The following is a 22,350-nucleotide window of genomic DNA, read 5'->3' on the forward strand; positions in this document are numbered from 1 at the left end:
GTGATCACTACATCGGATCTGGCCCGAGGGCGCGCGCGTACGACGCGCAACTCGGGGGAGTGTCGCCGTCGCGGCCGGATCCGTGGGACGCGAGAGGGTCCCGGTCGGCGGAGGTGAACGACCGGGACCCTCGTCCTATGCGCGGGACCGTGAGCCCTCAGATCACGGGCGGGCGTCCCAGCCGGGTGAGGTGCCACACCGTTCGCCACCGCATCGGCCGCCGTTCGCCTGCCGGTTCCCGCAGGCCCTCGACGAACCCACCGAACCAGGCGCGCAGTCCACTCGCCGACCGGGTCCGCAGCAGGGTGAGCGCCGTCCACACACCGAGGTGCAGCGGGATGAGCGGCAGGGGCAGCCGGCGGCGCACCAGCCAGACGCGGTTGCGGGCGTTGACCCGGTAGTAGATGGCGTGCCGGGCCGGTGAGGTTTTCGGGTGCTGCAGCAGCAGTTCGGGCGCGTACAGGATGTGCCAGCCGCGGTCGGCGGCCCGCCAGGCCAGGTCGATCTCCTCGTGGGCGAAAAAGAACTCGGCGGGCCAGTCCCCGGTCTCGGCGAGCATGGCCATGCGGAAGGCGTGCCCGCCGCCCAGGAACCCGGTCACATAGCCGCCCCGCATCGGATCGGAGGCGCCGACACGGGGCACGTGCCGCTGCTGGGTCTCGCCGCTCTCGTCGGCGATACGGAAGCCGACGATGCCGAGACGGTCGTCGCCCGCGAACAACTCCTGTACGCGGCGCAGCACATCGGCGTCCACGAGCAGGCCGTCGTCGTCGAGTTCCACTACGACGTCCACGTCGCCGAAGTCGCGCAGCCGGGCGAGCGCCACGTTCCGGCCGCCGGGGCAGCCGAGGTTCTCCTCGATGTCGAGGGTGGTGACCTCGCCGGGCAGGGAGAGCCGCTCGGCGAACTCGGGCAGCCGGCAGCCGTTGCCCACGATCACGATCCGGGCCGGGGCGATGTCCTGCTTGGCCACGGACCGCAGCAGGGCGTCGACCTCGTCGGGCCGGTTCCCCATGGTCACCACGGCGACGGCGATCCTCGGCGCGCCCATGTCCCCACCTCGTCCCCTCGTCCGACGGGCATCAACCGGCGCGATGCTAGCCGTTCACGGTAAGGACTTCTCAGGTATGGGAGACCCTCGAACAGCCCGTGTCTCACCCCCGCCGGTTCTCCCTCCGCCGCACGAACTTCAGCCCCGACCAGTCCTCCCCCAGCGCCGCGACCTTCACATCGACGACACCGAGCGGAAGGAAGACCTCCCGCAGGGCGTTCTCGGTGATGTCACTGACGTGCCCGGCGGCCCTGCGCGGCCAGGCGACCCACAGCGCGGCGTCGTCCGCGAGGCCGGCGACCAGTCCGTCCGCCTCGGCCGCGAGCCGCGCGTACTCGCGATGGAAGGTGAGGACGACATCCGCGCCGTGCGAACCGCCGGCGGCGACCTCGCAGTCGTCGGGCAGCCCGGGGATGTCCCACCCGTCGGGCGCGCCGTCGAGCCGTACCCGGTGCCCCGCCTTGATGCCGAGCTTCTTGGCGAGGGGCGTGGCGGAGTAGCCGCCCGCCGGTCCGGTTCCTGACATACGGCTCCTCCGCGCACTGGTCCAGCCCCGTCCACCCCATGGTGACGGCCGGGGCGGAGGATGTCCGTGCGGACACGGCGTCACGGACCAGGCGTCCCCGAACCGGTTACCGCACCACCCGCGCGAGCAGCGTGGCGAGATCCGCGAGGAACTGGAGCCAGGGCCGGGCCTGCTCGGCCCGGCGCCCGAACCGTCTGCGCCAGCCGCCGGACCGGCGGTCCTCCCGGCGCTGGATCGTCCTGTCCCGCACGCGTCGTAAGGACACGGCACGGCTTGTTCCGATGCGCTTGCGTCGCCTCATGCCGGGACGTTAGCCGGGTCCCGATCGGCGGCGCAGGGCAGCGGACCGCCAAAGCGGGCGGGCGGTTATTGGCGGTAACGCGTAAACAGCGGCAGGCGTCTGGCCCGCCCCTCCTGGCCACGACATCGGATGACCTACCCGCTCCGGGGCAGGCCCTCGACGCGGTCCTCCACCAAGGCCGAGTACTGCGTGGACATCTTGTCGACGTAGGTGTGGAGGTTGAACTGACGCTCCACATGCCTGCGCCCCTGCTGCCCCAGCCGGCTGGAGAGCTCCGGGTCGAGGATCAGGCTCCGCACCCGCTCACCCAGCTGATCGAGATCCCCGGGCGTCACGACGTACCCCGTCCCGCCGTGGATGACGGCCTCCGGCAGACCACCCGTCGCGGTGACGACGACGGGCCGTCCGGCGGACATCGCCTCCAGCGGGGCCAGCCCGAGCGGCTCGGGGTAGTCGGACGGGTACACGACCACGTGGGACTGTGCGTAGAGCCGTGGCATGAGCTCCTTGGGGGTAGGCACCAGATCCACATGGGAACGCAGGTTCAGATCGTCGATCAGCCGGTTGAGCCGCAGCAGGAAGCCCTGCTGTTCCTCGTGCCAGTCCACGACCTCGTGCGGGCTGGTCAGCACGAGGCGGACGGACAGGCCCGTCTGCCGGAGGCGGCCCACCATGCGGACGGCCAGCTCCGCGCCCTTGTCCGGAATGAGACGAGCGGGCAGCAGCACGGTGCTGGAGCCGCTGTCGCGGGCCGGCGGCAGATCGCGGAAGCGGCTGGTGGCGATCCCCAGATAGGTGCGCCGGGCGCGGATGCCCAGATGCGTACGGCAGGCGAACGCGAGGTAGTCCGACACCACGTAGTGGCCGTCCCACGACCGGCAGAACTGAGCGGTCCAGGGATCCTCGGGCCAGATGCTGTGGTACGTGTGCAGCAACGGCGTGCCGGTACGCTCCCGCAGCCGGCTCAGCGCCAGAGCCGGTACGGGCGAGAAGTGGTGCAGGTTGTGTCCGTGCACGAGCTGTATGCCACGGCTGTCCACGGTCCGCGTGAGCCAGTCCAGCAGTTCCGCGGCCTGACGCTGTTCGAGCGGCGTCAACCGCTTCCGTCCCCGGTCCCGGGCGGTGCGGTGGTACTCGGCCAGCCGCAGCAGGGGGTGGGTGAGGATGTCGACCTGGTCGACCGCCTGGGGCCGGGGCTCGCCGGTGAGCAGGGTCACCCGGTAGCCCCTGCGCGCCAACAGGGCGGCGTAGTCGGCCAGATGTGACTCGACGCCTCCGACCGTAGGCGGAAAGGCCCAGTGCACGAGGGCTATGGAGCACCGCGCTTCTGTTGGCCCACCGCCTGTCACGTATCTCCCTCTCGTCGGGGACCGTTCTGCGTCAGGTCGTGCGGAACCCGGATACGTCGATACGCCACTCCCCGTCGTCGACACCCAGCACTTCCGTGCCGCCGTGGAGGTCCACACTCACGTCGACCGAGCGTTCGCCGAGCCTCAATCCCCGAACAGCGTAGGGGGAATTCAGTGCCATGAGTGAGGGCGCGATCGGCCGTAGCGTCAGTCGTCGGCCGGGAACGTCGGCGTCCACCCGAAGCATCGCGGAACAGAGCAGTGCCGCGGACGCCGCCGCCCAGGCCTGCGGCCGGCAGGAGGGGGGATACGGCGCCGGCTGCCCGAACCGGGACGACGGGTAGGCCGCGTAGAGCTCGGGCAGCCGGTAGTCGAAGTGTTCGGCCGCGTCGAGCATGCCGCCCAGCAGCGTCGCGGCCTCCTCGACGAAACCCGTAGTGGCGAGCCCGTGCACGGCGATGGCGGAGTCGTGCGCCCAGACCGATCCGCCGTGGTAGCTGAACGGATTGAATCCGGCCAGCTGCGCGGAACGGGTGCGGATTCCCCAGGGCGTCCGCAGTTCGTCCGACATGAGCGCCTCGGCCACCCACCGGTGTTCCTTGTCGTCCTGGAGAATGCCGGAGTTCAGCAGGTGCCCCATGTTGGAGGCCGGGCCGGTGACGGGCTGCCCGCTCCCGTCGACGGCGATGGCCGGATAACGTCGGCCGTCCGGACCGTCGACCCAGAAGAACCGGTGGAAGGCGGCGCGCAGCCGCCCCGCCCGTTCCCGCCACCGTTCGGCCTCCTTCTCCTCTCCCGCGAGCGCGGTGAGGAGTTCGGCGTATCCCATGGCGGCCTGATACGCGTATCCCTGCACCTCGCACAGGGCGATGGGCGGGTCGACACGCCGTCCCTCCGCGTCACGGATCGCGTCGGGCGAGTCCTTCCAGCCCTGGTGGAGCAGCCCGTCCGCCCGGCCTTTGCCGTAGCTGATCAGGTCATCGGCGCCCATCGCCTGCTCGACCCAGCCCATCGCGGCCCGGGCATACGGCAGCAACGACCTGACGTCCTCCTCGGCGAGGCCCCATTTCCATGCCTCGTGCAGGAGCACGACGAACAGCGGAGTCGCGTCCACCGAGGCGTAGTAGCGGGCGGGCAGCACCATGCCGTCCCCGTGGCGCGTCTCCGCGGGCCGCAACTCGTGCAGGATCCTGCCCGGAGCCTCGTCCGTGAACGAATCGTGGCGTGTGCCCTGGCGCCTGGCCAGGGCCCAGAGCGTGCCGCGGGCCAGCCCGGTCCCGAACGGGAGCATCATGCGGGCCGCCCAGATGCTGTCCCGGCCGAACAGGCCCAGGAACCAGGGGCATCCGGCGGCCACGAACTGATCCTCGCGTTCTTCGGCGGAGCTGTTCCGATCGGCGAGCCGCAACGCCTCCAGATCGGCCAGAGCCCGCTCCAGCAGCGCGGCCATGCGCTCGTGCCCGTGCACCTCCGCCCGCTGCCAGGGGGTGTCCTGCCGTGGCGGCACCGGATAGCCCGCCACGGTCGTGGTCTTGCCCTGCACCAGCAGGTGTACGGACCATTCCTCGTCCGGCCGCAGCAGCAGCTCCCAGCGGAACTCCACCTGCCCGGGCCGGCCTTCCACCTGCGTGATCCGCGGCAGCGGCCCGCCCTCGGCCGGCCGTACGGGCTCGATCCGCAGCACGACCTCGCTGTTGTCGTGCGGGCTGTGCCACCGCACCGCCGGGACGACACCCTCCACCTGCTCGCAGGGAACGTCGTCGACCGGCAGGCCCGCCTTGATCGTGGCGACGTCGGCGAGATCGGTGGCGGCCACCACCGAGACGGTGCACCGGGCCGTCCGGCCGCTGACGTTCTGCACCACGACGACATCGCCCGGCTCGCCCTGGTGCGGACGCCGTACGGCGCGCTCCCGCGCGACCAGCAGCCAGGGAGCCGACGTCGGGTCCTCCGAGGACCGGCACACCGCCCTGAACAGCGCTTCCCGGGAGCCCTCCGGACGGTGGGCGACGTGTTCCGGCTCCTGGCCGTCGACGAGCAGCCTGAGCGTGTGCAGCAGCCTTCGGTCCTGGTCGTAGAAGCCGTCGACCCCGGTTCCCCGCAGCTGTCCGTCCTCGGACGACATCGCGAACGACGGCGCGGACAGGCAGATGACCGTATCGTCCAGAAACGGCTGACGGCCCGTCTGAGGGGAGGCGGAGTCGTTCACTGAAGTACCTTTCCAAAGCGCCGCGAGGCCCACTGCGACCATGCCGGTCCGGCCCGTCGGGCAGTCGTCGCATCCTCGCAAGCGGCGAGGGCGGTCGTCGGAGAACACACCCGAGGCAGCCGCTTGATGGGGAGTCACGATAACGGCTGGCCGCCGCCGCAGCCATCATGCGAGGTCGGGCGAGCCACCGGTGGGTGAGTTGTGCAACGGGGGCGCCAAAAGCGCTTCTTCGCCCCATAATTGGTGCCTCACATGGGGGAACGGTGTCGGGCGGGGGGATCCCATGCGCCGTAACAGTCGGGGCAGGCGACGTCTGGACCAGGTGCTGGCCGTCATAGGCGCGGCCGTGGCCGCGGGCGCCCTCGCCGGGGTCAAGTTCGTCGGCGGATGGGCGCAGTTCCTGGTGATCTGCCTGCTGGCCGCGGGCACCGGTCTCGGCGCCTACTCGGGGAACTCCTTACGGGCGCGTGCCGCGGGTACTCCGCCACAGGTGCTGATCAGCCATCCGCACGGCGACGAACCCTGGGCGCACTGGCTGGCCTGGCGGCTGAGGCGGATCGGGTATCTCACCTCCACCCGGCCGTGGGCGCCGGCGGAGCAGCTGGTGCCGCCTCCCCCGGAGGTCGCTCCCGATCACGAACTCATCATGGTGTCGCGGGCGTTGGACGACACGCCTCACCCGACCGAGCACACGCGTGTGGCCCGCGCTCGCGGCAAGTCCGTACTCGCCCTGGTGACCACGCACCACGATCCCCCGTTGACGCGCTGGGCCGGTTGTGAGGTGTTGACGCTGGCCGGCCGTACGGCCGATGACGCGGCGGCCACCATCGACGCGCGGCTGCACCAGGCCGGCGCGGTCCCCCTGCCGGAGTACACGGCCTCCCACGTGGTCGGCGAGGTCGAACCGCGCTATCCGGCCCTCGGCCCCCTGGTCACCAACTTCGACAGACGGGCGGTGTCGCACTTCGCGGCCCGGCGCGAGGAACTCGCCCTGCTGCGCGCCGTCCTCGGCACGGTGAACGTCTCGGGCGGCGGGCGCACCTGCGCGATCCACGGCCTCAGCGGAATCGGCAAGACACGGCTGGCCCTGGAGTACGCCCGCCGGTACGAGGACCTGTTCGACGTCATCTGGCGGGTCGAGGCCGCCCATGCCCCCACCGCCCGCGCGAGTCTCCTCGCCCTGGCGCACCGGCTCCAGGACCTGCGCGACCAGCAGACGGGTACGCGGGCGCAGCACGAGGACCGCGATCCCGAACAGACGCTCCAGCACCTGCTGTCCAACGAGTTACCCAGGATCAGGGCGCTGTTGATCTACGACGGGGCGGAGGACGACTCCACCATCCGGCCGTTGCTGCCCGACACCGGAAACGGCGGCCAGGTCCTGATCACCTCCGTCAACCCGGTGTGGCAGCGCAGTGCTCCGCACCACCGCATCGCCCTGGAAGCGTTCACCGCGCAGGAGGCCGTGTCCTTCCTCCGCAACGAGAGCGGGATCGACGACGAAGCCGGACTGGCGAAGATCGTCGACCGGCTGGGACGGCTGCCCCTGGCCCTGGAACCCGCGGCTGCCTCCCTGCGCGACGAGCCCGACATAGACGCCTACCTCCAGGCCCTGGACCTGCCCTCGCAGGTCGATCAGTCCGCCCGTGCGGAGACGAGCCCGAGCGGTGCCCCGGCCTGGATCCACTCCTTCAACCAGGCCGAGACGAAGGACGCGCTGGCGGGGCTGCTGCTGCGTCTGTGCGCCTTCCTCGCGCCGCAGGGCATACCCAGCTACTTCTTCGAAGCCGACAGACAGCGCACCGACCTCCTGCCGAGACCGCTCGCCGAGGGGGTGAAACAGCCGTCGCGCGACCGCCGTATCAAGGACACGGCCAGGAACTCCTCGCTGCTCACGGGTGAGGCGAAGCTGGTGATGCACACCCAGGTGCAGGCCGTGATCCGCGAGGAGATGCCGGACGCGGAACAGACCTTCCACGCGGCCGCCGCGGCGTGCCTGGTCAACGGCTGGTTCCCGGAGGACCCGGAGCAGGAGAGCACCTGGCCCCAGTGCGTCGAACTGCTGCCGCACGCCCGGGTGGTGCTCGACCACTGCGGAAGGCTGGGGGTCGTCGACGAGAACACCTCGACCCTGCTGCAGAGCATGGGCGAGTACTTCCGGGTGCAGGGCGACCGCACCGAGGCGGAGCGGCTCCTGATGGACGCCCTCCGCCAGCGGGAGAATCTCTGGGGCCGCCAGAACTCGCTCGTCGCCAACACCCTGGTGTCCCTCAGCCGGCTCAAGGTGCTGAGTGCCGAGCTGCCCGAGGCGCGCAGTTTCGCCGAGGACGCGCTCAAGATACGGCTGCGCCTCGACGGCGACCGCGACCCGCGCACGCTGGAGAGCCGTATGCAACTGGGGCGGGTCCTGCGCGAACTCGGTGACTTCGACGGGGCGTCCGAGGCCGCGGACCAGACGCTGCTGCGCCTGCGGAGACTGTCCGAGACCGACCCGGTGAAGATCGCCGACGGCCTGTGCGACCTCGGCCTCGTCCGCTGGCGGCAGGGGCGGCTCGGTGAGGCACTGAACCTGCACCGGGAGGCACTGCAGCTGCTGGAGCGGGCACCGGGAGACGGCGAGCCCGCGCGACGCAACCGCACGGCGTTCGTCCACCAGGCGCTCGGGCTCGCCCTGTTGGACTCCGAGGACCTGGAGGGTGCCGAGCAGCACCTCAGGAGCGCGCTGGAGGTCCTGGAGTGCGCCGGGTACGCGGTGAGCCATCCGATCGTGCTCTCCTCGTCCGTGCACCTGGGCGAGACGCTCAGGCGGCGGGCGGCGCGCTACCGGGGACGGGACGACCGGCGCTCCCCCGCGCGTGAGCGTTCCTCGCCGGGGGAACGGGAAGCCGAGCGTCTCCTCGCCGAGGCGAAACGGATCTTCGACCAGGTGCTGTCCGCTCCCCACATGGACGGGGACCGGGACCATCCCGACCGGGCCTGCGCCCTGGTCCGCTACTCGCATCTCCTCCACGACCAGGGCAACAGCGAGGCGGCGTTGACGGAGGTCAAGAACGCCATCCGGATCTACACCGAGAAGTACGGCTCCCAGCACCCCTACGTGGCCGAGGCCCGCCACCGCCGGGCCCTGATCCGCAAGGGCAGCGGGGACCAGCCGCTCCGCTGGCGCGAGGACCTGACCACGGCACGGGACATCTACCTGCGGGTGCATCCCACGGACCACCCGCTCATCCAGCAGATCGAGGAGGAACTGCGGGACGCTCCCGCCCCGGCCCCGGGCGAGACGGCGGACGAACGTCATCCTTGAGCGCCGGGGCGACGACACGACTCTGGGACGGAAGCAACCCGTCACGGGCACGGGGACGTACGACCTCGCGGTGCCGAAGAAGGACGGGGTACTGGTGCGGCATGTGTTCGACGGCGGGGCGGAGCGGGGCCGCCGACCGAGTTGAGCGGGTCGCCCGAGCCCGGCGTACCGCTCGAACGTAGGCGCCGGCCGGACTCCCCGCCCGCCGGCCCTTGCCCGCCGAGACCTTGACCGCCCCGCCAACGCGATGTCCTGGGCGGGGGTGCGGTGCCGGTTACGGGACAGCGGCGACGACGACGTACTGCCGCTTCTGCTGCCGAAGTTGACGGCCGAACTCGCTGCGGACGAGCACCGGATCGCAGCAGTACTGCATCCCCATATTTGGCATGACCATGGCCCTGGTGCCCTCGCAGGGCTGGCCGCCGATTCGCCGGTAGCCGACTTCGTACGGAAGGCACCACGACTGGACCCGTACGCGCCGTTGCGACCGCAGTTGGATGCTCTGCCGGCCACGCACCGACCCATGAGCGGCTCTGCCGAGTTCACGACCTCTGCCCCGGGTGAGGCAGCCGCCCGTCTGCGCCGCATCTTCTACGACGTCATGGGGATACCCGAGCCCACGGCGCCGGCGCTGCTCGACCCACTCCCACTGCCCTCGTACGACCCGCCGGTGCACACTTCGCCGCTGCGGGTGCTGACAGGTGTGCGGGGTGCGACCCCGACGGGCGCCGCTCGTCCGGTGGACGTGTGAAGGAGCGGGCGTAAGCGTCCCTGCCGGATTCGCCGGCAGGGACTATGGCATTCACTGTGCCTTCTCACTGGGCCTTCTCACTGGGCCTTCTCACTGTGACGGCCCTCGATGAGGGCGCGAGCGGCCGTGGCGTCGGCGAGGGGCACCAGGATGGTGGTGACCTGCCGCAGAACGCCCATGCGGAAAGGGACTTCGACGGGTTCGTCGAGGTGGAGCGCGAGGGCGCTCGATGCCCGGCCCGGCACCCGGAAACCGTCCTCGGCCGAGAGGCCGTCAGGGCGACCCGCGGCATGTACCTGATCGATGACCGTGAGGGGGATCCGCGCGCTGTGGTGCAGGCCCCACCGCAGGACGACGTCCTCGGGGCCCAAGGTGTGCGGCCGCACCCTGCCCGCCGTGGCGAAGGCGGCGGCCACGGCGGCCGCATACAGCAGCACGAGGGTCCCGACGACGGTGAGCGGACTCACCCCCGCCAGGGCGGGCAGCGTGACCGCGCCCGCCACGAGCAGGAGGGCCAGGACACCCGACCGCCGGTCGACGCCGGTCCGCCCCAGGGCCTTGTCGCCGGGCCGGGCCTGGCTGCGGAAGGTGACGACCAGCGCGATGATCCCCCACACGGACAGCTCGTGGCGCACCATCTCCGCGATGGGAGGGGGCAGGAGGGAGGAGAACGCCTCGCTGAGGGCCGCCCGCCGTCCTCGTCCGGCACGGCGGAGCCTGCGGTACTGGCTGACGAACGCCGCGCCGAACAGCAGCCCCAGCACCGACAGGGTGCCTTCGGTCACGACCAGGATGCCTGCGGCGACGCGCCAGTCCAGCAGCCCCGTGGTCACCAGCAGGATCTCGATCAGCAGTACGAGGAGTCCGGCCCACCGCAGTCGGCGCAGCCACGTCGGCACCTGGCTCGGCGCCTTGGCCGGGGGTTCTACGGCGTCCTCCCTAGCTGTCCTTCCCTCCAGGGCCTCGCGAACCGAGGCCACGGCGCTGCTCGGATCCGCCGCGTGGATGCGGATCTCCCGCACCTCGCCGACGGTCCGGCCCGCTTCGACCCGGGCGGGCTCACGGAGTTCCAGCACCAGGTTGGTGGTGGACATGACCGGGACCGAGAGGACGCCTTCGTTGACGACCGCTGTCCGCTGCTGGTCGGACAGGGCACGCCGCACCGTCACGTCACGGATGAGGCTCAACGGCACCCGGGCGTGGAAGGAGGCGCCGTAGGACACCGTCAGCGTCTCGCCCGCCACTCGGTGCGGATACGCGCTGAGTGCCACGGCGAACCCCGTCATCAGGTATCCCACCGTCAGCCCGGCGAGGAGGGCCACCAAGCGGGCCCACGGCGCGGACAACAGCAGGTCGACCAGGACGATCTCCAGGACGGAGAGAAAGACGATCACACCCACGCCGACGGCGGCGCCATCTTGGCTGGGAATGACTGCTCCGCCCGTGCGCTTACCGAGTGCTTTCCACGGCGCGAGCGCTGCGGCGCCTAAGCTCACTCCTCCGCCGGTGATCAGTTTCGCGTCGCTCATGCTGCGTCCTCCGTTCAAGCCCTGCCGCCTCCCGGCACACCGCGAGGACCTCCAACAGGTTGGGAAGGGCGCCTCGGCCGGCAAAGAGCCCGGGGCACCGGGGTTGTCGTCTTCTCACAAACGGCGAGGGTTGGCTCCGGGGCGGCAGCGGCTGTGCGCCATGAGGTGGCCACCGCCGTCCCCAGGCTGTGACCCGGTTCGGCATCGAGCATGGCTACCGCCCTTCTCCGACTTTCTCCGACTTTCTCCGAAAGAACGACGCGGGTCAGAGGGAGTGGAGCTGTGCGAGTGTCTGCTCGAGCTCGTCCCTCAGCGCGCGTCCGGCGGCCTCGGCGTCTCCCTGCACAACGGCGTTCACCAGTACGGCGTGTCCCTCGTCGCCATGGTTCGGATTGTCGGAGCGGAGGCCGAGCAGTTCGACCAGATCCAGCAGCCGTCGTTGCAGCACGGGTACGAACTCGGTGAACAAGCCGGTGAGCACCGGGTTGTGTGCCGAGGCGACCACGGCCTCGTGCAGGGCGATGTCGGCCTCGACGAACTCGGCGTTGCCGGCGTTCGCGGCGGCACGGCGCCCGGCCAGGGCCTCATGGAGGGCGACGATGTCCTCTTCGGTTCGGCGCTGCGCGGCCAACCGCGCTGCTTCCACCTCGACGAGCATCCGGACTTCGTAGACATCGGTGATGACCGCCTGGCGGAGCCGGGTGGACCAGTCCTCCTTGGGCTTGGTCGCGATGACGAAGACTCCGGATCCCTGGCGCGCCTGCACCAGCCCGGCGCCGGCCAGTGCGCGGAGGGCCTCACGGACGGTAGAGCGCCCCACGCCGAGGGTCTTGGCGAGGGCGGTCTCGCCGGGGAGCTTCGCTCCCACGGCCCACTCACCGCCGGTGATCTGCTCGCGCAGGTGTTCAGTGGCCTGCTCGACCAAGGGGGACGGCCGCAAGGCACCTAGTGGCATGTGCGGTTCACCTTCCTACACCACACCTCTCAGGTTGTCTGAGGAGCTGAGTTGTCGTTACCGTACCCCCATGCTGCTGCACGAGCTCCTTCTCCTCGGCTGCCGCTGCGGGGCCTGACATGACCGGCACCCCGCAGCGGGGTGCCGGGCTGCGCCGGTCATTCGGATGGCCGACTGAAAGAAGTTCCGCACGATGGCTTCCTCCTTCCAGAACACGATGTTCCCCACCCTGCGCACCCCCTCCGGTGATGTCCCGGTGGATGCCCCGCGTTGGAACCCCCAGCGTCCGAGCGCGATGCCGCATCACCGCTACCAGCCCGCACACCAGCGAGTCGCCCTGCCACTGACCGACCGGACCTGGCCCTCGCGCCGGATCGAGCAGGCCCCGCTGTGGGTGCCGGTCGACCTGCGCGACGGCAACCAGGCGCTGGCCGAGCCGATGGACACCGAGCGCAAGCGCCGGATGTTCGACCTCCTGGTCACCATGGGTTTCAAGGAGATCGAGGTAGGTTACCCCTCCGCCAGCCAGACCGATTTCGACTTCGTACGGCACCTGGCCAGCAGCGGCGCCGTTCCCGACGACGTGACCGTCTCCGTTTTCACCGCGGCCCGACGGGACCTGATCGACCGGACCATTGCCTCCGTCGAAGGGCTCCCCCGCACCCTCGTGCACCTCTACACCGCGACCGCGCCCACATGGCGGGACGTCGTCCTGGGCCGCTCCCGCGCCGAAGTTCACGAACTCATCCGGGACGCCGCGACCTACCTGCTGCGTTGTGCCGAAGAACGGCCACGTGCCGACATCCGGTTCGAGTTCTCGCCGGAGGTCTTCAACCTCACGGAGCCGGACTTCGTCCTGGAGGTGTGCAACAGCCTGACCGAGCTGTGGGAGGCGAGCCCGGACCGGCCGGTGGTCCACAACCTGCCGGCGACGGTGGAGATCGCCACCCCCAATGTGTACGCGGATCAGATCGAGTACATGGACCGCCACTTGGCGCGCCGTGAGTCCGTGATCCTGTCGGTCCATCCGCACAACGACCGCGGCACCGGCGTCGCCTGTGCCGAACTCGCCGTCCTGGCAGGGGCGCAGCGCGTGGAGGGCTGTCTGTTCGGCAACGGCGAGCGCACCGGGAACGTCGACCTGGTGACCCTGGCCCTGAACCTGTACGCGCAGGGCGTAAACCCGATGATCGACTTCTCCGACATCGACGCGGTGCGCGAGGTGGTGGAGCACTGCAACCGGCTGCCCGTCCACCCGCGCCACCCCTACGGCGGCGACCTCGTGCACACGGCCTTCTCCGGCACCCACCAGGACGCCATCGCCAAGGGCATGGCCCACCACGCCCAGCACGCCGCCGAGCAGGGCGTCCCCGCCGAAGAGGCCCCGTGGGCGGTGCCGTATCTGCCCATCGACCCGGGCGACATCGGCCGCACGTACGAGGAAGTCATCCGCATCAACTCCCAGTCCGGCAAGGGAGGCATCGCGCACCTCCTCCACACCCACCACGGCCTGGATCTGCCCCGGGCGATGCGCCCGGACTTCTCCCAAGCGGTGCAGCACCTCACCGACGCCACCGGCTCGGAGCTCTCGCCCAAGGAACTGTGGGAACTCTTCCGAACCACCTACGTCACCCCTGCCCTGGACGGCCCGGTCACCCTGGCCGCCTGGAACACCACTGAGCCCGTACCCGGCGAGCACCGGTTCACCTGCACGCTGCACGCCGACGGGCAGGAACACTCCTGCCGGGGCACCGGCAACGGACCGCTGTCCGCCCTCGCCGATGCCCTCCGTACCGTCGGCATCACCGTCGACATCCTCAGCTACACCGAGCACGCCACCGCCACAGGACCAGGCAGTCCCGCAATCGCTTACGCCGAGTGCCGCGTGGACGACGTCACTTGCTGGGGTGCGGGCTGGGACACCTCGGTCCTGACCGCATCGGTCCACTCCGTCATGGCTGCCGTCAACCGTTCCGGACGGGCCTCCTCGTGAACGCAAACCCGGTACTCCGCGTGGAAGACGTGGACGTCGTCCGCGACGGCGATCGGATTCTGCGCGACGTGTCACTGACCGTACGAGCCGGCGAGCACTGGGCGTTGCTCGGCGCCAACGGGGCGGGCAAGAGCACCCTGCTCAGTCTTCTCGGCGCGCTCGCGCACCCCACCCGCGGCACTGTCGAGGTGCTGGGCCACCAGCTGGGACGGGTCGACATGCGCCAACTGCGCTCCTACGTCGGCCACGTCAACCCACGGCACGATCTGCGCTCCCCCCTCAAGGTCCAGGACGTCGTCCTGACCGGGCTGACCAACACCATCGAGCGTGTTCCGCGCTGGAACCCGACACCCGAACAGTTCGCGAGGGCGGACCGTCTCATCGAACTGCTCGGCCTCAGCGATCGCCACGGGGCGCGGTGGCCGACCCTGTCCCAGGGGGAACGGGGCCGTGCACTCATCGCCCGGGCCCTCATGCCCAGTCCGAAACTCCTGCTGCTCGACGAACCCGCGACCGGTCTGGACGTCGCAGGCCGCGAACAGCTCATCGAACGGATCGACACACTGCAGCACACCTACACAGATCTCGCGTCAGTCCTGGTCACCCACCACCTGGAGGAGCTCCCTCCAGGGACGACCCACGTGATGCTGCTGCGTGACGGGCGCTGTCTGGCCTCGGGCCCCGCCGACGAGGTCCTGACCAGCGACCAGATCAGCAAGTGCTTCGACCACCCCATCCGCCTCACCCGCGTCGACGGACGCTGGAGCGTGAGGGCCAACCGTCCGGTTGGAGCACAAGCCGGCTGAGGTGTCGTCGCGGTGGTACGCGCCCACCGGCGTGCACCACCGCGACCAAGGGGAAGGTGGCGCGCTGTCGGGCGGCGTCCGGGGCCACTCAGAAACGCACCAAACAAGAAACCCCAGGTCAAAGGCCCGACCTGGGTTCACCATGGAGCCGCCTTCGGGATTCGAACCCGAGACCTACGCATTACGAGACCATGAGTGATCGGGTTGTGTAGTGCCTGGTCGTGCTGCTGAGTGACGTTCCGCCTGATCACAGCATGTGCAGCAGGTTGACCCGTGCCACCCGATGCCGCACCGTCCAAAAGCGTCCGGCCACCGGCTGGCCACCGGCAAGGCCACCACTGGTGACAGGAAGCAGGGTCACTGAGATTGTCGGCCTCTCACAATCCCTTCGTACGCGTGCCAGGTCTCCCTCGGGTCGCTCCAGAGATGGCTCCTTCCAGCGTGGCCGGTGCAGACCTCGCCGGTTGGCTGTTCCCCAGAGCGTCCCTCGGGTCCGTTCTGACGGAGGGAGCCGCCCGCGGCATACCGACGACACGGCCCTGGTCATCGTGCGGCTGCGAGTCCTACCGTCGGTTGATGCCGGGCAGGTAGACGCCGTAGGAATCCAGCATCCTGACGGTCCGTGCGCGCGTCCGCTCCTTCATGTACGGCCAGGAGTCCTCGATCAGTGTCCCAGGGTTCAGGAGCTGTTCGAGTACCTCGAAGTAGACAGCGCCTCCCACGTGTTCCGAGGAATGGTCCACAATCGACTCCACGAAGCCCCAGCATCGCTGGAGGAGTTCCGTGTCGGGGGCTGAGCTCTGCAACTGGGACATCAGCACCGGTTCCGTGAAGCACTCGGCCAGTAGTCTGTACAGGCCCACGATTGCGTCCTCAGTCAGTACTGCCTGCTCCGCCGGCAGACCGTACTTCTCGGCAATGAACCGCGCCGATTCAGGCACCGTGTGCAGCAGGAGGGCGGGGACGTCACGGACGGGGATTTCACTCATGTCTTTCCCGGTTCGGTGTCTGGTGGTTATGGCGTGCCGTACAGGCATGGGGGGCCTGCCACACGCAGTGCGCAACAGGCCCCCATGGTCAGCTCGGCGAACGGTCAGGCACAGTTGCCGCTCGACGGGTCGCAGACCGATGATCCTCCGCCCTGGTCGACGAATGGGTCGACTATGGCGTCATGGGCTCCGACCGGGTCGATGATGTCCTTGAACATCTCCCAGGCGCCTCCGCCCACGCCGTACTCATGGGCGTAGGAGGGAGCCTGGGCCGCGTACAGGACGCCACCGGCGACGCCCAGGGTGCGGGAGAAGCCGCGCAGGCGGGTGGGCTGGCCGACGGGGGCGGGCCCCTTGAATTTCGTGGGCGGCGTGAAGTCCTGACCCGTGAGGTCCTTGACGGCGGGCGTCTTCATTACAGCGTCGAAGTTCGTCTTGATGGCGGATTTCATGCTCGCGTCGGCGTCCATCCTCTTCTTGATGTTGCCCGTGACGTCGCGCGAGTTCAGCGCGTCCCACAGCTCCCGGGCCTCGGCCTTGGCGACCGCCAGATCCTTGTCCGACAGGAGCCACTTCTTGGTGTTCTTCCCCGTCTCCCTTGCCTTACGGTCGTTGTCCAGGACGTCCGAGAGGGACTGCATCGTCTCCCAACCCTTTTGAACGTGCAGTTGTGTCTTGCCCTCAAGGCTCTTACCGGTGTTGAACTCGTGGATGATCGCCGTCGACATCTTTCCGTTGCCGAAGACTTCTTTCGCACGTGCCTTGGGGTAGATCTGTTGAAGCGCCCCGCGCAGCTTTCCGTTGCTCACCGACGGAGCTCCCACCCGCCGCTGCATGAATCCCGGGTTTTTGTTGGGAACTCTGTTGAAAAGCTTGGCGACGGCCTTCTGCAGCGCCTTGACGAGGCTGAGGAAGCCGAAGAACTTGCCGTCCGGGTCGGCGTACACCAGCGGGTTGTTGTTGCCGTAGGTGTACCCGTTCATCTGCTGCGGGTCGGACAGGTTCATCACCGGGTCGACGGAGAGGAACCGGCCGGTCTGCGGGTCGTACTCACGGGCGCCCAGGTGGGTGAGCCCGGTGTCCTTGGCGTCGTCGATGCCGCCGACGAAGCCTCTCGTGCTCGGCCAGGCGGCCGGAGCCGTGCCTCGGGCACCGCCGAACGGGAGGACCCTGCGCTGGGTGAGGGCCAGGTCCGCCGCGGCGACGGCCAGCAGGCCGGTGCCGTGGTGGTCGGCGAGGGTGAAGGTGAAGGTGCCGTCGTCGGCACGGACAGCCTGGTGGCCGCTGCCGAGGTCGATGTAGCGCGTCGCCTTGGCCTTGGCCGCGCCCTTGTCCAGGGTGACGTCCGTGTGGCCGAGGTGCAGGGTGGTGCGGGCACCGGTGCGGGAGATCAGCCGATTGCCATTGGCGTCGTACAGGTACTCGGTGACGTTGTCCGGCTTGCCCTCGACGGGCTCGGTGACCTTGGCGAGGAGTCCCTCGGCGTCCCAGTCCAGGTGCTGCTTGCCACGGTCGGTGGTGTTGCCGGTCAGGTCGTACTTGTAGTCCGTCCTGCTCGTCCCGGCCGGCCCCTGGGTGGTCACCGAGGTCAGCGTGTGGGCCTTGGGCGTACCGGGGGCCGGGTACTCGTACGTGCGCTTGACGTCCTTGGCGGTGTCGCCTGCGGTGTGGTGCTGGGTGTCGGTCAGCCGGTTGCCGGCCTTGTCATAGGTGTACGACTGCCAGTACGGGGCCGGGCCGCCGAGCTTGGCGCCGGATGGGGCAGCAGCACAGGTCTGGTCGCCCTGCGTCCACGCCTCGGTCAGTCGGCGCAGGTAGTCGTAGGTGAAGCACTGGTTGTCGCTGCCGGTGCGAGAAACGTCGTTCAGGGAGAGGACGTTGCCAGCCTGGTCGTAGCGGAAGGTGACGTACTGGTCGACTCCGGGCTGTTCCTCACGGTCGACGCGGGAGGTCGCCAGGCGCTGGGTGCCGTACTCGTAGGTGTTGGTGACCTGCGTCTTCTTGCCGCCGCTGGTCAAGCCGAAGCCGTACACCAGCGGTTTGCCGGTCTGGCTGTAGGTGGCCGAGGAGGTCATGCCCTGGCCGAACACCGAGATCGGCCGCAGGGTCTGGTCCTCGTAGGTGTAGCTGACCGAGCCGCCCGGCAGGGAGCCGGCTGCGGAGTAGCTGAGCGAGGCGACCAGGCCGGAGGGCTTGTAGGCGGTGCCGGACTGGTAGGTGCCGGCCAGCGCGCCCTCGTCCGCCGGGATCACGGTCGCCGTCTTGGTGGCCCGGTACAGCTTGTCGTACGCGGTGACCGAGGTCGTGTACGCGGCGTCCCCGACATAACGCGTGGAGCCGGCGAGCTGGCCCTTGGCTCCGGCAACGGTGTCGTAGGTCCACTTGACCCGCAGCCTGCCCGTGGCGGAGCCCTCGCGCAGCTCGGTCTTGCGGCCCAGGCCGTCGTAGCTGTTGAAGAGGCTGGTGCCGCCGGCGTCGGTGCTCGAGATCACCTGGTTGCGGTCGTCGTACTTGGTGTCGGTGCGCCCCTTGTCGGGGTCGGTGATGGAGAGCTGGTTGCCGCGCTGGTCGTAGGTGTGGCTCCAGCTGTTGCCGGCCGGGTCGGTGACTTTCAGCAGTTCGCCCGACGGAGTGTGGTCGTAGGTGGTCGTGTCGTAGGCCGACTCGGGTGCCCGGTCGTGGTGCTGGCGCAGTTCGGTGACGTTGCCGCGGGCGTTGGTGAGGGTGGTGACGGTGGTGTCGCCGACCGGCGGGATCACCGTGGTGCGGTCACCGGCGTAGATCGTCTTGGTGGCGTTCAGAACGGTGCCGCCGTCGCCGTTCCCGGCGATCTGCTTCTCCTCGATCGCGCGCCCCAGACCGTCGTAGGCGGTGCGGGTCTGGGTCTCCACGGACAGCGCGTCGGCGGGCTTGAACAGCTCGGTGACGGGGCTGCCGGTGGTGTAGTACGGGGCGAACGTCTTGGCGATCAGGCCTCGTTCGTCGTAGAAGAGGTCGGAGATGATCCGCCCGCCGTCCGGGCCCGGGGCCTGCGACTGGCGCTCCCGCAGGAAGCCGTCGTAGAGCTTGTACGACGTGATCTGGCCGCCCTCGTTGTTGAGCAGCTTGGTGGCGACTGTGACCGGCTTGCCCTCGGTGACCGTGTAGGCGTACTCGTACGTCGGCACGCCGCTGGTGGCACGGTCGGCGAGCCAGACCTTGGTGGAGCGGCCGAGCGCGTCGTAGGCGTAGTTGGTGACGTTGCCGTTGGTGTCGGTCTGCTTCAGGAGCAGTCCGCGCAGCGGGTCGAGGTCCTTGACAACGGTTTGGGCCGTGGTGGGATCGGCCGGGTTCGCCGGCGGCGTGGTGGTCTTGGTCTGGGTAGGCAGTCCGGTGGTCGGGACGAAGGCCGTCGTGGTGGTACGGCCGTCGGTGCGCACGGTGCGCACGGGGGCGGCGTCGCCGGTGACGGTGACGTCGGCCGTCAGGTCGGTGACCGCCAGCTCGCGTCCGTAGTCGTCGTAGGTGGCGCCGGCCTCCACATAGGCCGCCTTGGTGCCGTTGTGGCTTTTCAGGGGTGCGGTGGCCGTCGCGTCCCCCTTGGTCGGCACCGCGCCATAGGCGCCGCCGTCGTAGGCGGTGCGGATGTCGTCGATGACGTCCTTGCTCCGGTCGACCGCAGCGTCACAGGCGTTGGCGACGGTCTCCACCCGGGACGGCAGGATCAGGATGTTCCGGTCGGTGTTGGTGGCGTACGTGGTGCGGGTGCACTGGTTGTCGGTCGCCGTGGCGGTGTCGCCGCGGTCGTCGACCTGGGTGACCCGGCCGGCGACGGTGTCGTGGGTGACGGAGCTGGAGGTGGTGCGCCACTTGGCGTCGGCGCCGTCGTCCAGGGAGGTCCACGCCTGGCTGTCGGAGACGCCGGTGAAGTCGGCGGTGACGGTGCCCCAGTCGCGGGTCTTCCTGGCCGTCTCGTGGTGCCAGGGGCGGTTGACGGTCTTGCCGATCACCTTGCCGTCAGGCCGGTCGAAGGTGACGGTCTTGTACTCGAGGCCCGCAGCCGACGCGTGGTCGACGATCGGGTCGCCCTCACCGGAGTCGAGGGAGACGGCCACGGACTTGGCACCGCCCGTTGTGTCCTTGCGGTCGCCGTCCATGCCACGAAGGAAGTAGTGATCCTCCTGCGACTTCATGGCGGCGGCGCCACCCTGGCCGCCGTTCTTGACCCGGACGTGGCCGTAGCCGCGCCACTGGGACCAGGTCTTGTACTTCTCCTTGGTGAGGCCATCGTCGTCGTCGAAGTGCCAGGCGGCGCCGTCGAGGTACTCGTAAGCGGTCACCTGGTCCGGGGCGCCGCCGGTGCGGTCGGTCGCGACGACGGAGCTGACGACGTACTTGTTGAACCACTCGAGGTCGGGGGCGTCGGTGCTGTCGCCGCCGATGTACTGCGGGAAGCAGCGAGTGGTGTTGTTCTGCGGGGTCGGCAGGGCGTCCCCGTCACAGGCGGGCGCCGAGTAGTTGGCGTCGATCTGGCCGCCGGACTCGTCGGCCACGGTGGACAGCCGCGCCTTGATGAAGGGGGCGTAGCCGTCGCCAATCCTGTCGAGCCGGTTGGCGAGCTGGGTGTAGGCGAAGGTGGTCTTCGGCAGGGTGATCGGCGTGGAACCGGTGTGGCCGGTGTGCTGCACGCTGTCGAGGAGCAGCTGATAGTCGGTGTCGGCCATCCCCCAGCGGTGTCCGAGCGCCCAGGAGTCGACCTTGCCGTAGGTGCCGTCGGACTTCAGGAGCTGGGTGGTGACCCCGGTCAGCCGCTTGCGCGTCCAGAAGGAGGGCGAAAGGCGGCCGTTGTCGCACTTGGCGTCGGCCTTGCAGTTGAGGTCCCACGGCGTGTCGTACCAGTAGGACGACTTGGTGTCGATGGTGTCCGCGGCGCAGGTGACGCCGTCCTGCGGCAGGCACCGCTCGGCATTGTCGAAGACGACCTGGGCCGACGGCTTGTCCGCGAACATCCGGGAGGAGCGCAGACCGTAGTCGATGCGCTCGAGGTAGCCGCCGCGGGTGTACGGGGTGTCGTCGTCGGCCTTGAGGTTGCGGCCGTAGGAGTTGGTCTCCTTGACATAGTGGTAGCCCATTGCGTTGCCGTGGGTGTCCACGACGTAGTCGAGGTTCCACCGCCAGGCCTGCTGGCACCAGGACGCGGCGAAGTCGGAGGCATGGCACGGCTCGCCTGTGTTGTTCCCGTAGACCGGCACGGTCCAGGTGGAGTCGGTGGTCTCCTTGCCGCTCGTCCAGCCGGGCAGACGGTGGTAGCCGAAGTAGTAGGCGGTGCCGTCGGGGGTGGTCAGCCGCCAGTACTCGCCGTCGTCGTCCCCGTTGCCGCGGGCGGTGTCGGCCAGCCGGACGATGCGGGTGCCGTCGTCCTGCTTGAGCCTGAACTCGTCCTTGCCGGCCGGGACGAGCTCGCCGCCCTTGCCGTTGAAGGAGATGTACGCGTTGTCGTAGGACCAGCACAGGTCGCCCGGCTTGTTGCCGTCGGCGTGCTTCTCGCCGTCCTCGGCGCAGGGCTTGTAGCGGCGCTCGATGAAGCCGGGCGACAGGTCGAAGCCGTCGCCCACCCAGGAGCCCTGGTTGTTGGTGCCCCCGGTGCGGCCGTCGATCGAGCCCGAGGAGTAGTCCAGGCCCACCTCGGGGGTGAGGTCGCCGGGCACGTCGGGCACCGGCATGTCGTACGACCAGGTGAAGTCACCAGTGTTGAGGTTGGTGGTCCAGGTCGCCGACGGGGAGAGGGAGGTGGCCTTGAAATCGCCCTTCTCGCCACCGGTCTCGGCGGCGGCCGCCAGGACGGTCAGCCCGCCCGAGCGCAGGCTCACCGCGTTCGCGGTGAGGGTCTGCCCGGCGGTGTCGTTGCGGGCGGCGACCGGGGCGGCCTTGCGGCACGCCTCCTTGGCGGGGGTCGTGAGGGCACAGGCGGGCAGCTGCACGAGGTGCAGGCGGGAAGCGTAACCGCCGCCGTAAGCCTCCGCGAAGTCCGCGTAGTCGACGGTGACGGCGACCTTGCCGGCGGCGGTCGACACAGTGTCGGCCCCGGTGACGCCGTTGGGGCGGTCCTTGGCCTCCAGGGTGAACAACAGGCCGTCGATCCCGGCGCGTTGGGCCTGGTCACGGCCTCGCACGCCGGCCTCGACCGTCCCCTGAGCGGCTTCCTGCGCCTTCTTCACCGGGGCGATCGCCAGAGGCAGCGCACCGGCCCGCTCCGCGGTGGGAACCTTCGTGGCGCGTTCGGGCAGCTCCACCGTGGCGGTGCCGACCTTGGGCCAGGCGCCCTTCGGCGACTTGCCCGGCGTCTTGGGGGTCTTGGTGAGGGTACGAGGCTTGGCCTTGAGACCGTTCGTACCGGAGACCGTCTTGTCGGCCTTGGGTACACCGGGCAGGGGGTGGCCGCCGGCGGCCACGGCGGGAGAGGCGGCGGCCTGGATCAGTCCGCCGAGCATCAGGGTCGACACGACCAGGGACACCGGCCGGTGCAGGGCTGTGGGAGAGAAACGTGGGGGTTTGCGTCTCATGCGTATGCCGTCCATCGCTGCGTGGCGCCGGTCCCGCGTACGGCG

13 protein-coding genes are annotated in these 22,350 nt (G+C 69.6%); 4 read left to right on the plus strand and 9 right to left on the minus strand.

The window, feature by feature from the left end:
* Nucleotides 1-157 precede the first annotated feature (157 nt).
* From ACIBJB_RS39510 to ACIBJB_RS39530, 5 genes are all read right to left on the minus strand, one after another.
* Entirely contained in the window at nucleotides 158-1,051 is an 894-nt protein-coding gene (locus ACIBJB_RS39510; RefSeq protein WP_398938383.1) for a glycosyltransferase family 2 protein, read from the minus strand.
* Nucleotides 1,052-1,154: 103 nt separating this feature from the next.
* Nucleotides 1,155-1,577, minus strand: coding sequence for a DUF3052 domain-containing protein (locus ACIBJB_RS39515; RefSeq protein WP_356253474.1), 423 nt, complete (start codon nucleotides 1,575-1,577; stop codon nucleotides 1,155-1,157).
* 106 nt (nucleotides 1,578-1,683) lie between these two features.
* On the minus strand, nucleotides 1,684-1,878 hold the full coding sequence (locus ACIBJB_RS39520; RefSeq protein WP_398938385.1) for a hypothetical protein: 195 nt from the start codon (nucleotides 1,876-1,878) through the stop codon (nucleotides 1,684-1,686).
* 134 nt (nucleotides 1,879-2,012) lie between these two features.
* A complete protein-coding gene (locus ACIBJB_RS39525; protein WP_398938387.1) occupies nucleotides 2,013-3,182 on the minus strand; it encodes a glycosyltransferase family 4 protein in 1,170 nt (389 codons plus the stop codon).
* 76 nt (nucleotides 3,183-3,258) lie between these two features.
* Entirely contained in the window at nucleotides 3,259-5,436 is a 2,178-nt protein-coding gene (locus ACIBJB_RS39530; RefSeq protein ID WP_398938389.1) for a glycogen debranching N-terminal domain-containing protein, read from the minus strand.
* A gap of 283 nt (nucleotides 5,437-5,719) precedes the next feature.
* Here ACIBJB_RS39530 and fxsT point away from each other — a divergent pair, with 283 nt between their 5' ends.
* Together fxsT and ACIBJB_RS39540 are read left to right on the plus strand one after the other, a co-directional pair.
* The gene (gene fxsT / locus ACIBJB_RS39535) at nucleotides 5,720-8,740 is read left to right on the plus strand and encodes an FxSxx-COOH system tetratricopeptide repeat protein (RefSeq protein WP_398938392.1); all 3,021 of its coding nucleotides are present in this window, start codon (nucleotides 5,720-5,722) and stop codon (nucleotides 8,738-8,740) included.
* A 523-nt stretch (nucleotides 8,741-9,263) separates the two neighbouring features.
* Nucleotides 9,264-9,491: a hypothetical protein gene (locus ACIBJB_RS39540; RefSeq protein ID WP_398938394.1), complete on the plus strand. Its 228-nt coding sequence runs from the start codon at nucleotides 9,264-9,266 to the stop codon at nucleotides 9,489-9,491.
* Between the two features lie 77 nt (nucleotides 9,492-9,568).
* On the opposite strand, the gene ACIBJB_RS39545 is transcribed toward ACIBJB_RS39540, so the two are convergent.
* A complete protein-coding gene (locus ACIBJB_RS39545) occupies nucleotides 9,569-11,020 on the minus strand; it encodes a hypothetical protein (RefSeq protein ID WP_398938396.1) in 1,452 nt (483 codons plus the stop codon).
* Between the two features lie 265 nt (nucleotides 11,021-11,285).
* The gene (locus tag ACIBJB_RS39550) at nucleotides 11,286-11,975 is read right to left on the minus strand and encodes a FadR/GntR family transcriptional regulator (protein WP_398938398.1); all 690 of its coding nucleotides are present in this window, start codon (nucleotides 11,973-11,975) and stop codon (nucleotides 11,286-11,288) included.
* Between the two features lie 193 nt (nucleotides 11,976-12,168).
* On the opposite strand from ACIBJB_RS39550, the gene leuA reads away from it, so the two are divergent.
* Nucleotides 12,169-13,968 carry a 2-isopropylmalate synthase gene (gene leuA / locus ACIBJB_RS39555; RefSeq protein ID WP_398938400.1) on the plus strand — a complete coding sequence of 600 codons (1,800 nt, stop codon included), beginning with the start codon at nucleotides 12,169-12,171 and terminating at the stop codon, nucleotides 13,966-13,968.
* A 20-nt stretch (nucleotides 13,969-13,988) separates the two neighbouring features.
* On the plus strand, nucleotides 13,989-14,774 hold the full coding sequence (locus ACIBJB_RS39560; RefSeq protein WP_398938403.1) for an ABC transporter ATP-binding protein: 786 nt from the start codon (nucleotides 13,989-13,991) through the stop codon (nucleotides 14,772-14,774).
* Nucleotides 14,775-15,337: 563 nt separating this feature from the next.
* On the opposite strand, the gene ACIBJB_RS39565 is transcribed toward ACIBJB_RS39560, so the two are convergent.
* Together ACIBJB_RS39565 and ACIBJB_RS39570 are read right to left on the minus strand one after the other, a co-directional pair.
* Nucleotides 15,338-15,763, minus strand: a complete 426-nt coding sequence (locus ACIBJB_RS39565) for a hypothetical protein (protein ID WP_398938405.1) — start codon at nucleotides 15,761-15,763, stop codon at nucleotides 15,338-15,340.
* Between the two features lie 104 nt (nucleotides 15,764-15,867).
* Nucleotides 15,868-22,305, minus strand: a complete 6,438-nt coding sequence (locus tag ACIBJB_RS39570) for an RHS repeat-associated core domain-containing protein (protein WP_398938408.1) — start codon at nucleotides 22,303-22,305, stop codon at nucleotides 15,868-15,870.
* Nucleotides 22,306-22,350 lie beyond the last annotated feature (45 nt).

It is taken from the genome of Streptomyces sp. NPDC050759 (assembly GCF_044456945.1).
In the GTDB taxonomy this organism is placed as follows: Bacteria; Actinomycetota; Actinomycetes; order Streptomycetales; family Streptomycetaceae; genus Streptomyces.